At 62.9% G+C, this 12493-nt stretch carries 15 protein-coding genes, 1 tRNA gene and 1 pseudogene; 11 read left to right on the top strand and 6 right to left on the bottom strand.

Annotated features, from left to right (window positions below; translation table 11 throughout):
• Positions 1 to 140 (bottom strand): annotated as a pseudogene (locus BKX98_RS16905) (serine hydroxymethyltransferase); the annotation flags it as partial.
• Between the two features lie 150 nt (positions 141 to 290).
• On the opposite strand from BKX98_RS16905, the gene BKX98_RS15115 reads away from it, so the two are divergent.
• On the top strand, positions 291 to 950 hold the full coding sequence (locus BKX98_RS15115; protein ID WP_073707867.1) for a GntR family transcriptional regulator: 660 nt from the start codon (positions 291 to 293) through the stop codon (positions 948 to 950).
• Here BKX98_RS15115 and BKX98_RS15110 read toward each other — a convergent pair.
• From BKX98_RS15110 to BKX98_RS17425, 3 genes are all read right to left on the bottom strand, one after another.
• Positions 947 to 1174: a helix-turn-helix domain-containing protein gene (locus BKX98_RS15110; protein WP_073707866.1), complete on the bottom strand. Its 228-nt coding sequence runs from the start codon at positions 1172 to 1174 to the stop codon at positions 947 to 949. The genes BKX98_RS15115 and BKX98_RS15110 overlap by 4 nt on opposite strands.
• A gap of 21 nt (positions 1175 to 1195) precedes the next feature.
• On the bottom strand, positions 1196 to 1339 hold the full coding sequence (locus BKX98_RS17080; protein WP_158024710.1) for a hypothetical protein: 144 nt from the start codon (positions 1337 to 1339) through the stop codon (positions 1196 to 1198).
• A gap of 596 nt (positions 1340 to 1935) precedes the next feature.
• Positions 1936 to 2361 carry a PucR family transcriptional regulator ligand-binding domain-containing protein gene (locus BKX98_RS17425; protein WP_158024709.1) on the bottom strand — a complete coding sequence of 142 codons (426 nt, stop codon included), beginning with the start codon at positions 2359 to 2361 and terminating at the stop codon, positions 1936 to 1938.
• On the opposite strand from BKX98_RS17425, the gene BKX98_RS15100 reads away from it, so the two are divergent.
• The 9 genes from BKX98_RS15100 to BKX98_RS15060 all read left to right on the top strand — a co-directional run bounded on the left by BKX98_RS15100 (position 2321) and on the right by BKX98_RS15060 (position 11083).
• Positions 2321 to 2866 (top strand): hypothetical protein, encoded by a 546-nt coding sequence (locus tag BKX98_RS15100; RefSeq protein WP_073707864.1) that lies wholly within the window; start codon positions 2321 to 2323, stop codon positions 2864 to 2866. The two genes, BKX98_RS17425 and BKX98_RS15100, sit on opposite strands and share 41 nt — an antisense overlap.
• Before the next feature lie 83 nt (positions 2867 to 2949).
• The gene (locus BKX98_RS15095; RefSeq protein ID WP_073707863.1) at positions 2950 to 3414 is read left to right on the top strand and encodes a nucleoside deaminase; all 465 of its coding nucleotides are present in this window, start codon (positions 2950 to 2952) and stop codon (positions 3412 to 3414) included.
• 180 nt (positions 3415 to 3594) lie between these two features.
• Positions 3595 to 4389 (top strand): creatininase, encoded by a 795-nt coding sequence (locus tag BKX98_RS15090; RefSeq protein ID WP_066141492.1) that lies wholly within the window; start codon positions 3595 to 3597, stop codon positions 4387 to 4389.
• 1 nt (position 4390) lies between these two features.
• A complete protein-coding gene (locus tag BKX98_RS15085) occupies positions 4391 to 6118 on the top strand; it encodes a BCCT family transporter (protein ID WP_073707862.1) in 1728 nt (575 codons plus the stop codon).
• Positions 6119 to 6413: 295 nt separating this feature from the next.
• Positions 6414 to 7667, top strand: coding sequence for an aminopeptidase P family protein (locus BKX98_RS15080; RefSeq protein ID WP_038991777.1), 1254 nt, complete (start codon positions 6414 to 6416; stop codon positions 7665 to 7667).
• A 194-nt stretch (positions 7668 to 7861) separates the two neighbouring features.
• Positions 7862 to 9214 (top strand): MFS transporter, encoded by a 1353-nt coding sequence (locus tag BKX98_RS15075; RefSeq protein ID WP_073707861.1) that lies wholly within the window; start codon positions 7862 to 7864, stop codon positions 9212 to 9214.
• Positions 9215 to 9245: 31 nt separating this feature from the next.
• Positions 9246 to 10019, top strand: a complete 774-nt coding sequence (locus BKX98_RS15070; RefSeq protein WP_073707860.1) for an IclR family transcriptional regulator — start codon at positions 9246 to 9248, stop codon at positions 10017 to 10019.
• 2 nt (positions 10020 to 10021) lie between these two features.
• Positions 10022 to 10438, top strand: a complete 417-nt coding sequence (locus BKX98_RS15065) for a cupin domain-containing protein (protein WP_073707859.1) — start codon at positions 10022 to 10024, stop codon at positions 10436 to 10438.
• A 57-nt stretch (positions 10439 to 10495) separates the two neighbouring features.
• Positions 10496 to 11083, top strand: a complete 588-nt coding sequence (locus BKX98_RS15060) for an NADPH-dependent FMN reductase (protein WP_073707858.1) — start codon at positions 10496 to 10498, stop codon at positions 11081 to 11083.
• Positions 11084 to 11099: 16 nt separating this feature from the next.
• On the opposite strand, the gene BKX98_RS15055 is transcribed toward BKX98_RS15060, so the two are convergent.
• Both BKX98_RS15055 and BKX98_RS15050 read right to left on the bottom strand, forming a co-directional pair.
• Complete coding sequence (locus BKX98_RS15055; RefSeq protein ID WP_073707857.1) at positions 11100 to 11672, bottom strand: dihydrofolate reductase family protein; 573 nt, start codon at positions 11670 to 11672, stop codon at positions 11100 to 11102.
• Between the two features lie 129 nt (positions 11673 to 11801).
• Positions 11802 to 11877: transfer RNA gene (locus tag BKX98_RS15050), tRNA-Ala, on the bottom strand.
• Positions 11878 to 12066: 189 nt separating this feature from the next.
• Between BKX98_RS15050 and BKX98_RS15045 the strand changes: the two genes are divergently transcribed.
• The gene (locus tag BKX98_RS15045) at positions 12067 to 12492 is read left to right on the top strand and encodes a VOC family protein (protein ID WP_073707876.1); all 426 of its coding nucleotides are present in this window, start codon (positions 12067 to 12069) and stop codon (positions 12490 to 12492) included.
• Position 12493 lies beyond the last annotated feature (1 nt).

The raw sequence follows: 12493 nt of genomic DNA, 5'->3' as shown, positions 1-12493 counted from the left end.
GTGTGGTTCTCCGAGGCGATCATTTCCAGGCCGCGCTGCTGGCGAGCCAGCTCAGCGTCAATGCGCTGCGCCACCTCCGGGTCGAGATGCGCGAGGTCTGCGGTCAGGGAATCTGCCGCGAGTGTTGAAGCTTGTGCCATTGCCCATTCCTAAATGTATGAATTGCCGACAACTGATATATCAATCTGCGATTCACTGTATGGTGGAACTCACACCCCGGTCAATGGGTAACCGAAAATATTTCAGTACGCAGTAATCATGCCGAACAGAGCAGAGAAATCGGAGTCAGGATGACAATCACCACGCAGCTCCCCCTGGGCGCCGAATCGATGGCTGAGCGCGCCTACCAGGTCTTGCGCGACCGGCTCATCATGATGGACATCGCCCCCGGTGCCCCGATCAACGAAGCCCAGCTGGTCGCCGAGCTCGGCATCGGACGCACTCCCCTGCGCGAAGCGCTCAAGCGCCTGGAGGTCGACCACCTGGTGCAGTCCTACCCGCGCCGCGGCACCTTCGCTAGCCGCGTGGATATCACCGAACTGGCTGATATCACCGAAGTCCGGCAGGCCCTCGAGCCTTTGGCCGCGGCCAAAGCCGCCGTGCTCCAGGGAGGCAGCGCACGAGCTGCCATCCAGGCCACCTTGGCGGCGGTCCAGCAGCTCTCGGGCGAGAACCTGAGACGCACGCTCATGGAGAACGACCTCGAAGTGCACCGGTTGATTTACCAGGCTGCCGGCAACCACCATCTGGAGCAGACGCTGATCCGCCTGGATAATCTGGCCACTCGCATCTGGTGCATGGCACTGGATCGCCTGCCCAGCATCGATGAGCACATCGACGAGCACGTAGCATTGCTCCAGGCGATTCTCGATGGCCACGCGCAACGCGCGCAGGAGCTGGCGCTGGAGCATATCGTGCATTTCGAGAAGTCGGTGCGATCCGTTCTCTAGGTCCCTACACGCGGCGTGCGCACGTGTTGCGGCCTGCCCATGGCCAGCCAGCGGGCCAAATACACCCGCAGCAGCCGGCCGCCTTCATGCAGGTCGCCGCCGAGCAGCGCGAAGATCCTCGCCAGGCGCTTATGAAGACTCTGGCGCTCCAGATAGAGCTGATGGGCTGCATTCGTCGTATTGCATCCGGCATCCAGCCACACCAGCAGCGTGGCCAGCCGCACGTTGCCGCGCTGGTCCTCGTACTACAGCAAGTTCCCCAGCTGCTCTGTAATGAAATGATCCAGATCCTCCCGGTGCCCGAACTTCGCCGCCAGCCTCTCCAGCGCATGGTCCGACGCATCGCGCACCCTGCCCTGGTCCAGGGTGGACTCGGGAAATGATTCCAAGACCAGTGCCTCGGCCAGGGACCACTGCGCGCGCCAGATCCCCTCGGCCGAAGGGCCGGCGCAGCATTCAACCGACAGTCCCGCCAGGCCGCGGTGCAGGCTGGCGATCGCTTCCCGCCGGGCCCCGCGCGGATCACCCGAGGCGAGCGCGAGCAGCGCCTGGAACCGCCCGCTCTCCAGCTAGGTGCGGATTGAGGACAGCGCCAGGTGCAGCTGGCGCGGATCCTGGCCATGTCGTAGCTTTGGAATACCAGCATCATCACCGGCCCGTCGCTGCCGATCTGCGCCTGCCGCGCCAAGTCAGCCGCGAAGAGCCCGTCGGCGCCGATGGCAATGGCCTGCAGCAGCGACGTATTGGCCGCCTGCACCGCACTCGGCCGGTAATGCTGGGCATAGGCCAGGCCGACGATGCTGCCCAACTGTTCGGCCACCAGCTCCAGCCGCTCGGCGGACACCGACTCGGAGCCGAGGAGCACCAGTCGGGCTGCAGTATCGCTGCCGATGAACAGGTCCGTGGCCACTTCCAACGCTTCGGCCTGCGCCACGCCAGCCTCGGCCGCCGGACTGGATTCGGCAATCATCCGGCCGCCCAAATCCTACAGCACCACACACGATCCCAGTGCCTGCTCGATCATTTCCAGCAGCTTCCGCAAGTTGGGTCCAGCCGAGGCCATGTGCCTGGCCAGCAGCTGGGCAATCTCGTCGGCCTGCTGCAGGGGCGAGGCGTGCTCGGAGACGATGCGGCGGTTGGTTCTCTCGGCCAGTTCCACAAAGGGCACGGTGACTTCCAGCCGGAAAACCGGCAGCCCGATCTGCTGGGCATGCTCGATGAACCGCGCCGGAATCCTGGTTTCCGGAACCAGCGCCTCGAGCAACAAGGCCGCCACGCCGCGCCCGGACAGCGAATCCAGATAGGCCAGCTGCGCCTCGGGCTTCAGGTGGAAAACGGCTTCCCCCTGTCGTGAGCGGCAGCTCGTTGCAGTGCAGCAGGCCGGCAATGCCGAACTTCTGCACAACTTCATTGCCTCCATCTCGGCCCGGGTCGCCACCCGGGGCGGCATCATGGCAGTGCCCTACTTCATTTTCGAGCGCAAGCACAAGGACTTCTCCTACCTATTCCTCGATCCGAAGTCCTCGCTCCTGAAGTCGGTCAACTGGTCGGCGTTCATCGCCTTCGCCGCCGGCCTCATGACGATTTGGATGCGCATGTACGGCTCGGTCCCGGCGCTGCAGGGCCCGATCGCCAGCGCCGTGGGAGGCATCGACTTCTCCTGGCTGGGCGGTACGCTCACCAGCGCCGCGGTCTACTTCGCCCTGGGCTACCCGCGCTTCCGCGCCCGGATCAACGCCGGGGTCCCGCTGGGGCTCAAGATGGACCTGTCCGAGGGTGAATTCATCAAGGAGTTCGGCAGCGCCGAGGACTTGCGCAAGGAGCAGCGCGTGGCCGGCGAGCAGCTCCCGGCCAGCAGGCCGGCTGCCCGTCCCGAACCAGATGCCGCGCCGGATAAAGCCCCGGTCGACAGCTAACCTGCTGGAATAGAATAATCGCCTGGCGCCGCTTCCGGAATCCCGGAAGCGGCGCCAGGCACGTTGAAAGAAAGGACGACCCGATGACCCAGGAAATGATTGACAAGGCCGGCTACGAGGCGGCCCTGCAGGCTGCGCGCGCCGGCGCTGCCGAAGGCGGCGTGCCGATCGGCTCCAGCCTGGCCGGAGCGGAAGGAGTCATCGCGGCCGGGCACAACCGGCGGGTGCAGCAGGGCGACCCGACCGCGCATGCCGAGATCGACGCTCTGCGCGCGGCCGGGCGGCGCAGCAGCTACCGCGACCTGACGCTGTACACCACACTGGCCCCCTGCGCCCTATGCTCCGGGGCCATTGCCCTGTTCAAGATCCCGCGGGTAGTGGTTGGCGAGGACCACACCTTCGGCGGGGAGATCGGCTGGCTGCGCGAGCGCGGCGTGCAGGTCGAGGTCCTGCAGGACGAGCGCGCCCAGGCGCTGATGGAGCGCTTCATCTCCGAGCACCCCGAGATCTGGAACGAGGACATTGCCGAGGAGCCGGCTGGCAGCTGAGCGCTTGCCGCGGCCCGCGAAAGGAATTCAGCAGTTATTGGCAATTAACACTCTTGACTGTGAGATGCACCACTGGAATGATTCAGTGCAACAGTGTTGCACTCATCGCAACCAGAATTTTCCAGGATCTCGCAAGGCGATCACCCTTTCCCAACTCCTGCCATTGCCTAGGAGGCAACGATGCCCTCTGTGTTCATCGAAGAACTCGACGCCGAATCTTACGCCACAATGGTGGCCCGCGAAGGCTCGACCATCATCATCCCGACCGGTGCCACCGAGCAGCACGGCCCGCACATGCCACTAGGCGTGGACGCCATGCTGTCCAGGGCCATCGCCGGCATCGTGGCCGAGAAGATCGGAGCCTTGGTAGCACCGGTCTTCTCCTACGGATACAAGTCGCAGCCGCGTTCCGGCGGCGGCAACCACCGGGTCGGCACGACGAGCCTGGGCGCCGCGGCCCTGACTGGCATGGTCGACGACGTGGTCACGTCCTTAATCGCCCAGGGCTTCACGAACGTAGTCGTGCTCAACGGCCATTTCGAGAACTACCAGTTCATCTACGAGGGCCTTGACAACGCCGTCGCCCGCGCCCGCGCCACGGGGTCCGAATCCCGTGCCGTACTGCTGTCCTATTGGGACTTCGTCGACGAGGCAACGTTGGAAAAGGTATTCCCTGACGGCTTCCTGGGATGGGATATCGAGCACGGAGGGGTGCTTGAGACCTCGCTGATGCTCCTGTTGCATCCGCAGAAAGTGGACATGACCCGCGTGGTGGACCACCCGCCGGCCAAATTGACCCCGTACGACATCTTCCCCGAGGATCCCGCGCGCACCCCGCCTACCGGCTGCCTCTCCAGCGCCGCCGGCGCCAGCGCCGAAAAGGGCCAACTGCTGCTGGATGCGGTCACGGCTGCCGTAGCCGATTCGCTCCAGGGCGAGCTGCTCCTGGGATCCATCCAGGTGGAGGTCGAGTAGCATGTCCCTCAACGAAACCGAACGGAAGAACGCCCGGAAGGGCGAGGGCTCAAGCCAGGCGCCCGTCGAAGTGCCCCGTTTCATGGGACGCGTGATCCCGCCCTTGGATCGCCTGCTCATCCGGATTATCCCGCCCGCATTGATCGTCGCGGTGCTGCTCTGGGTACTGCTTTCCCCCGAGCAGGCATCGGCGGCCATCTCCGAGATGCGCACCTTTGTCACCGGGAAATTCACTTGGCTGTTCATCCTGTACTCGGTCTTCACCGTGGTGATGTGCCTCTGGCTGTCGATGAGCAAGGTCGGCAGAATCCGCCTGGGCGGGCCCAAGGCCAAGCCCGAGCACAGCAAGTTCGCCTGGTACTCCATGCTCTTCGCATGCGGCCAGGGCATCGGCCTGATCTTCTGGTCCGTCGCAGAACCGATCATGCTGCGCGACGAGAACCCTGTCATCCCATCCACCACGCCTGCCGGCGCAGCCGAAGGCGGGATCGTGTGGACCTACTTCCACTGGGGACTGACCGCCTGGGCCATGTACTGCGTGGTGGCGGTCTGCCTGGCCTATTCGCACCACAACCTGGGCAAGACGCTGACCTTCCGCGAAGCCACCGTGGACCTCCTGCCCCGCTGGTCGCGACGCGGTGCGGGCGTGGTCATCGAGCTGCTGGCCATCATCGCCACCGTGCTAGGCCTGGCGACCTCGTTCGGATTCGCCGCCTTGCAGTTCACTTCCGGGCTTTCCTCGTTCACCGGCCTGTCGTCCAGTCCTGCACTGTGGCTGGTCGTCATCGCGATCTTCGCCGGCATCACCTGCATCTCCGCCATCGTGGGCATCAGCAAGGGCATGGCGCGCATTTCCAGCCTGAACTCCATTCTGAGCATTGTGCTGGTCGGTGCGGTGCTGGTCTTCGGCCCGACGCTGTATATCGTCTCGATGCTCTCGCAGACCTTTGGCAGCTTCATGGCCAATTTCGTGAATATGAGCCTCTGGACCGATGCCAGCATCACCTCCAGCCCCCTGGCCAGCTGGCAGGACAGCTGGAATGGCTGGTGGACGGTATTCATCTGGTGCTGGGTCATCGCCTTTTCGCCGTTCGTGGCAGGGTTCATCGCGCGGATTTCGCGCGGCCGCACCATCCGCGAATTCGTCATCGGCGTGACCATCATCCCCACGCTCATCGTGATGATCTGGGTCGGAGTCATCGGGGCGAGCGCGATCTACTATGACGATGCGAGCAACCGGAGCATCAGCGATGCCGTGTCCGCGGACACCTCGGCCGGCCTGTTCGCGATGCTCGAGCACCTTCCGCTGGTCGGCACGATCCTGCTGGTGGTCTCCACCATCCTGGTCGCGACCTACTATGTCACCTCGCTGGATTCCGGGATCTATGCGCTCAGCGAGTTCGTCTCGGCGCCAAACAAGTCCGGACCGGTCTTCCGCGTGGTGCTGGTGCTGAGCATCGCCACCGTCGCCACGGTGCTGCTCACCCTGGGCGGCACGGCGGTGGTCGATACGGTCCAGACGGGCACCATCATCGGAGCCTTCCCGTTCTCCTTCGTGATCATCTTGATGATCATCAACCTGATTCGGCGATTGCTCAAGCGCGACAAGGCAATCAAGCAGCTGGAGAAGGACATCAACAATCCCGACCCGAACCTTGTTTTCGTCGCTGACCCCGACGGCGATGGTGCGATCCTCAAGGAGCTCCCAGGACAGGAACGGCACACCTAGGCAGTGGATCCGGCATCGGAACGAAGGCCGCGGAACTCGTCATATTGAGTTCCGCGGCCTTCGCATTTTCCGGTCACTTCCGGGATTCATGCAGATCATTCCAGATTTACCGCTCTGCAGAAAAAGTTTTCACAATCGCCCTTGACAGTGACGCGGGGCACACATAATCTAAATGCAACGGCGTTGCAGTGAGCGCAACACGTACTTCTTCTCCGGCGATTCCCATGAATCCTCGCAATCCATCTGATTGGGCCGGCCTCCCTTGACAGTTGATTTCCCACAAGGAGCCAAAACCATGACTACCGCCAATATCGCCACCAATGTTTCCGAACTGGCCCGACTGAAGACCCTGCACAACGGCGCCAAGGAGCAGCTGACCTTCTCGGATGCCGAGTTCGAGCGCCGCCTGGCCGGCCTGCGCCAGATCATGGCCGCGAAGTCGCTGGACGCGGTCATCCTGACCAGCTACCACGGCATCAAGTACTACTCGGACTTCCTGTACACCACCTTCGGCCGCAACTACGCGCTGGTGGTCACCGCCAGCAACTCCACCACCGTCACCGCGAACATCGATGCCGGCATGCCATGGCGCACCAGCTACGGCGACAACATCGTGTACACCGACTGGAAGCGCGACAACTTCTTCTACGGCCTGCAGGAAGCACTTAAGCGCGACGGCGTGAAGGCAACCCGGATCGGCGTGGAAGACGACTTCCTGCCGGGCCGCACCCGCCAGCAGATCGCCGACACCTTCGACGGCGCAACCCTGGTGGATGTCTCGCAGGACGCCATGCGACAGCGCATGATCAAGTCCGCCGAGGAAATCGAGGTCATCAAGCACGGTGCACGCATCGGCGACCTGGGCGGCGAAGCCATCAAGGCAGCGATCCGCGAAGGCATCAGCGAATACGAGGTCGCACTGATCGGCACCGAGGCCATGGTGCACGAGATCGCCAAGACCTTCCCGCACCGCGAAGTGCGCGACACCTGGGTCTGGTTCCAGTCCGGCATCAACACCGACGGCGCCCACAACTGGGCCACCACCCGCAAGCTTCAGCGCGGCGACATCCTGTCGCTGAACTGCTTCCCGATGACTTCCGGCTACTACACCGCACTGGAGCGCACCCTGTTCCTGGGCGAGCCGGATGCCCGCAGCCTGGAACTGTGGAACATCAACGTCGAGGTGCACAAGCGCGGCCTGGAGCTGATCAAGCCAGGTGCCGTCTGCAAGGACATCGCCGCCGAGCTGAACGAGATCTACATCGCCCACGGCCTGCTGCCGAACCGCACCTTCGGCTACGGCCACTCCTTCGGCGTGCTCTCGCACTACTACGGACGCGAAGCCGGTCTGGAGCTGCGCGAGGACATTGAGACTGTCCTGGAGCCAGGCATGGTTGTCTCGATGGAACCGATGATCACCGTCATGGACGGCGAGCCAGGTGCCGGCGGCTACCGCGAGCACGACATCCTGGTCATCGGCGAGGATAACACCGTTGAGAACATCACCAAGTTCGGTTTCGGTCCGGAGAACAACATCATCGACGCCTAAAGGCGAGCGATAACCGTGGGGCGGGGCCCGAACCCCGCCCCACGGTTGCCTTAACCAACTGATGCGCGGCATGCACGGGGGCTGCGCCAAGAACCGAGGACCACCTACCTGGTCCATAGGAACACTTCATCATTCCAGCGGCAAAGAAGCCAGGACTGGCCCAAGCCGCTACCCTCCAGAGGCGGTTTCACACCATGAACCATTCCAGCAACTCCCCACTGCAAGCCACTGACGCAACCGCGGCCGCGCCGGCCACCGGCACAGCTACGTCCCGTACCATTGATTCGAAGACGCGCCGCAAGGTGATCGCTGCCAGCTTCATTGGCAACTTCGTGGAATGGTTCGATTACGCGGCCTACGGCTATCTGGCTGTCACCATCGCCGCTGTATTCTTCCCCAGCGACGATCCGCAGGCAGGTCTGCTGATGACCTTCGGAGTCTTCGCCCTTTCCTTTCTGGTCCGCCCCGTGGGCGGGTTCATCTGGGGGCATCTGGGCGACAAGATCGGTCGGCGCGAGGCCCTGTCGTGGTCGATTCTGCTGATGACCGGCGCCACCTTCTGTATCGCGCTGCTTCCCGGGTACGCGTCCATCGGCTTCGGAGCACCGCTGCTGCTCCTGGCCTTGCGGCTGGTCCAGGGCTTCTCCGCCGCCGGTGAGTATGCCGGCGCCTCCGCTTTCCTGGTCGAGTATGCGCCCGCCAACCGGCGCGGCCTGTATGCCGCAGTCGTTCCGGCGAGCACCGCCACCGGCCTGCTCTTCGGTTCGCTGATGGCCGCCGGGCTAACCGGGTTGCTGTCGAGCGGGGACCTGGAGTCCTGGGGCTGGCGCATCCCGTTCCTGCTGGCGGCTCCCCTGGGGCTGATCGGCCGCTATATCCGCACCAAGCTGGAAGACTCGCCGGCCTTCGTTGAAGCATCCGAGTCCGGTGCACCCGAGAGCTCCCCCGTCGGGTCTTTGCTGAAGAACCATTGGCGCCAGCTGGTCCAGGCTGCTGGTGCGGTCTTGCTGAACGCCGTCGGCTTCTACGTCATCCTGTCCTACATGCCGACCTACCTGTCCGAGGAACTCGGACTGGACGCCACTCGTTCCTACCTGGCCACCACCGTTGCACTGCTGACCTATGTTGGTTTCATCTTCCTCACCGGCATGCTTTCGGATCGCTTCGGCCGCAGGCGGGTATTGATCAGCGCATCAGTCCTGTTCGTCCTCTTCACCGTGCCAGCCTTCATGGCCTTGGAATCGGGAAACTTCCTGGTCATCGTGCTGGTCCAGATTCTGCTCGGCGCAATGCTCACGCTGAACGATGGCACCCTTCCGAGCTACCTTGCCGAAATGTTCCCCACCAAGGTCCGCTACTCGGGCTTCGCGGTCTCGTTCAATCTCTCGAATGCGCTCTTTGGCGGAACCGCGCCATTCGTCGCAACCTTGCTGATTGCCACCAGCGGCAATGTCCTGGCTCCAGGTTGGTACTTGATGGCTGCAGCCGTTGTTTCGCTCGTGGCGGTAGCCTGCTCAGTGGAAACCAGCCGCAAACCGTTGGCATGAGCCGTAGGATAGTAGCAACTCAGGAGGGAAAATGACTGAAACCCGTAGCGAGACACGAGGTGCCTCGGTAATCGTCAACGTGCTCGATGTGCTTCGATGCTTCACCGTTGAGCATCCGGTAGTCGGCGTCACCGAAATCGCTGAACAGGTAGGCCTTCACAAGTCAAGCGTCTCGCGGATCCTTAACACGCTCGAGCAGGAACGCGTGGTGGATAGGGAAGAGGAAACCCGCAAGTACCGTTTGGGAGTAGGACTGATTGCCATCGCTGGCCCATTGCTGGCCAATCTGGACGTGCGGCAGGTGGCCTACCCGCTACTGGAAGACCTGCGCGAAGCGACCGGCGAGACCGCAGTGCTGAATATCTGGGACGGCAGCGAGTCGATTTCCGTGGAACAGCTGTCATCCACCCATCCGGTCAAGCACACCTCGGTCATGGGATCCCGGTACCGTTCGGGGCTGAGCGCCACCGTTCAGGTATTCCTCGCCAACGAGGAACCAACGCGCCGCGCGGAGCTGATCTCCAGCGGCGAGATCGATCTGGCCGGCATCCCCCCCGTTGAATACGAGGCACGCCTGGATCTGGTGTGCGAACGCGGCTATGCGGTCAACTACGGAGAGACCTCCGCAGAAGAAGTCGGGGTGGCCGCTGGAATTCTCGATCACCGGGGTGAGCTTGTCGCCTGCGCCATGACCGCCGCCCCGTACTACCGCATCGGCGCCGACGAACTGGAGCAGCTGTGCTCCAATACCCGGATCGCGGCACGGCGCATCAGCACGAGGCTCGGATACCACACGGAAGGATAGCCATGGACCCGTTCGAAGCACGTGATGCCTACGCCTTCGACTATCGGATGCACGAAGGCTCAGCCATGAAAGTCAGCCACCATTTCGCCGGGCACACCGGGATGCCGGTGGCCATCCAGACCTGGGTGATTGAACCAGGCGGCTTCGAGGGCTTCCACCGCCACGAGGGACAGGCGGCGTTGCAGGAGTTCTACCAGGTGCTCGAGGGCCAGGCGACGATGCGGGTGGGCGAGCGCGAATACGAGTTGGGCCCAGGCGACAGCATCTTGGCCGATGCAGGGGTGGACCACGACCTGCGCAATACCGGCACGGATGCCCTGCGAGTCCTAGTCGTTTGGGGGCCTCCGGGCGATGCCGACTTCTCGGCCTTCGGTTCGCACCAGCTAGCGCAACGGGCCCGGGCCGGCGGCGTGGCTTAGCTGGGAGTATGCCCAAGGCTCTTTTGCCGGGTGCATGCCCGGTGCTGAAGTGGTTCCATGAGTTACAACATCGGCTATTTCGTTGGTTCGCTCGCCTCGAACTCCATCAACCGCGTCGTGTCCAAGGCGTTGATTGCCTTGGCACCCGAAAACCTCAGCTTCACGGAAATCCAGATCGGCAACCTGCCCTTGTACAGTGCTGACTACGATGCCGACTACCCGGAAGCAGGGACCGCTCTGAAAAAGGCCATTGAAGCCTCGGACGGGCTGCTGTTCATCAGCCCGGAGTTCAACCGGTCGATTCCCGGTGCACTGAAGAATGCCATCGACTGGGGTTCCCGGCCCTGGGGCACCAATTCCTTCGCCCGCAAACCCACCGGCCTGCTCGGCGCCTCGCCCGGAGCCATCGGCACAGCGGTCATGCAGTCCAGCATGCGCAGCGTGCTCAGTTTCCTGGATGCCCCGCAGCTGAACTCCCCCGAGGTCTATCTGCAATACCGCCCCGAGGATTTCGGCGAGGACGGGAGCATCAGCAACCCTGACACGGAAAAGTTCCTTGCGCACTACATAGGCGAGTATGCGGCGTTCGTAGAGCGCGTGCTCGACTCAACCGCAGCGGGCCACATCGGCGACGAAGGTATGTAGTCGCCGCTAACGGCCGCTATGCCCGCGAATACTCGGCAAGGGAAACACCAGAGGCAAAGGACTGCATGCTTTCCAGCTTCCAGCTCTCCGGGGCATATCCGGTGTCCCCGAAGAGCCTGACTCCCGACCCAAACATCACCGGCTGGATTTTCAACGCCAGCCGGTCGATGTCTGTGCGCAGCCTGGCCGCCAGTTGCCCGCCGCCGCATAGCCAGATGCCCTCCCCTGGCTGGGCCTTGAGATCGCGGATGACCTCCCTCGGATCCGCGTTGGTGAACTGCACCGCTTCGCTCCCCTCGGGTGACGAGTGCTCTCTCGTGAAGACTATCTGCTTCAGATGCGCATAGGGGTTGGGCAGTGCCGGCAAGCCGACGGCGTAGGTATTCCAACCCATCAGCACCGTGTCGAAGGGGCACCCGTCGATGGGCAGTCCGGCTGCCTCCGCCAGTTGGGTCGGCGCCGTGCCGCGATAGCGCTCCCAGATGGGCGCTGCGTGCTCGCCCTCCACTGCAAAAGCATCGAATTCGCCGTTCGGACCGGCAATATATCCGTCCAGGCTCATTGCAACGAAGTAGGTCAGTTCCCGCATTCTTCTCCCTTGGCTCATGGCCGGAGGCCAGGTGAATTCTGGGCTAACCCTACAGCACTGGCGAGCGCGAGCTGGGGAGAATGCAAAAAACCGGGAAGCATCTTTTGGATGCTTCCCGGTTTTTTCATTTGGTGGAGGTAAGGGGATTCGAACCCCTGACCTTCTGCATGCCATGCAGACGCGCTACCAACTGCGCCATACCCCCAAATGAGGCGGTTTCAGCAGCTTGAACAACTCCTGAACCGAGATAAAACTCTACCGGAGCATTATCGAAAACACCAAATCGGGAACTCGAGACGCTGATCACATTCGGCTATTCACACGATGGCCTGGCAATGGAAGAATGTGGGCGGGACCTACCGGCCCCGCCACTTCCTTCGAAAGGCGCAATCCCATGACCATCGGACTGACCCCATACCTGCGTTTCGCCGGAGACGCCAAAGAAGCAATGGAGTTCTACCACCAGGTGCTAGGTGGCGAGCTTTCCATGATGACCTTCCGGGAAGGCGCGAATGAAGGCAATCCCGCCTTCGCCGACCTGATCATGCACTCCTCGCTATTCGTCGAGCGTGGCCTGCACCTCATGGCCTCGGACACCCCGCCTGGCATGGATGTCCGGGGCAACGGCGTGATGGCGCTTAGCAGCGACGGTACTTCAGGAGCCGACGCGGAAACCCTCACCAAGTGGTGGGAAGGGTTGGCCGAGGGGGGCCAGATCAATATGCCATTGGAGCAGGCTCCGTGGGGCGACTCCTTCGGCGAGCTGCGCGACAAGTTCGGCGTGATCTGGATGTTCAACATCACCGCGGTAGCGAGCTAGC

It is taken from the genome of Glutamicibacter sp. 0426 (assembly GCF_001906485.1).
In the GTDB taxonomy this organism is placed as follows: domain Bacteria; phylum Actinomycetota; class Actinomycetes; order Actinomycetales; family Micrococcaceae; genus Glutamicibacter; species Glutamicibacter nicotianae.
This window is presented reverse-complemented; position numbering and strand designations above follow the sequence as displayed.